The sequence below is a fragment of the Thalassobacillus sp. CUG 92003 genome (genome assembly GCF_013618635.1).
In the GTDB taxonomy this organism is placed as follows: Bacteria; Bacillota; Bacilli; order Bacillales; family Halobacillaceae; genus CUG-92003.
This window is the reverse complement of the sequence record NZ_JABLSJ010000042.1, coordinates 1-344: the sequence shown is the minus strand read 5'-3', so window position 1 is coordinate 344 and position 344 is coordinate 1. Positions and strand designations below refer to the sequence as shown.

The following is a 344-nucleotide window of genomic DNA, read 5'->3' as shown; positions in this document are numbered from 1 at the left end:
TCGATCTTTCAAAACTAAACAAACCAGCACCAGTACGTCTCCGTTTTAATTCCTTAGAAAGGAGGTGATCCAGCCGCACCTTCCGATACGGCTACCTTGTTACGACTTCACCCCAATCATTGGCCCCACCTTCGGCGGCTGGCTCCATAAAGGTTACCTCACCGACTTCGGGTGTTGCCAACTCTCGTGGTGTGACGGGCGGTGTGTACAAGGCCCGGGAACGTATTCACCGCGGCATGCTGATCCGCGATTACTAGCGATTCCGGCTTCATGCAGGCGAGTTGCAGCCTGCAATCCGAACTGAGAATGGTTTTATGGGATTTGCTACACCTCGCGGCTTCGCT

At 53.8% G+C, this 344-nt stretch carries 1 rRNA gene; it reads right to left on the bottom strand.

The window, feature by feature from the left end:
- Positions 1-57: 57 nt before the first annotated feature.
- Positions 58-344 (bottom strand): 16S ribosomal RNA (locus HOP45_RS21140); the annotation flags it as partial.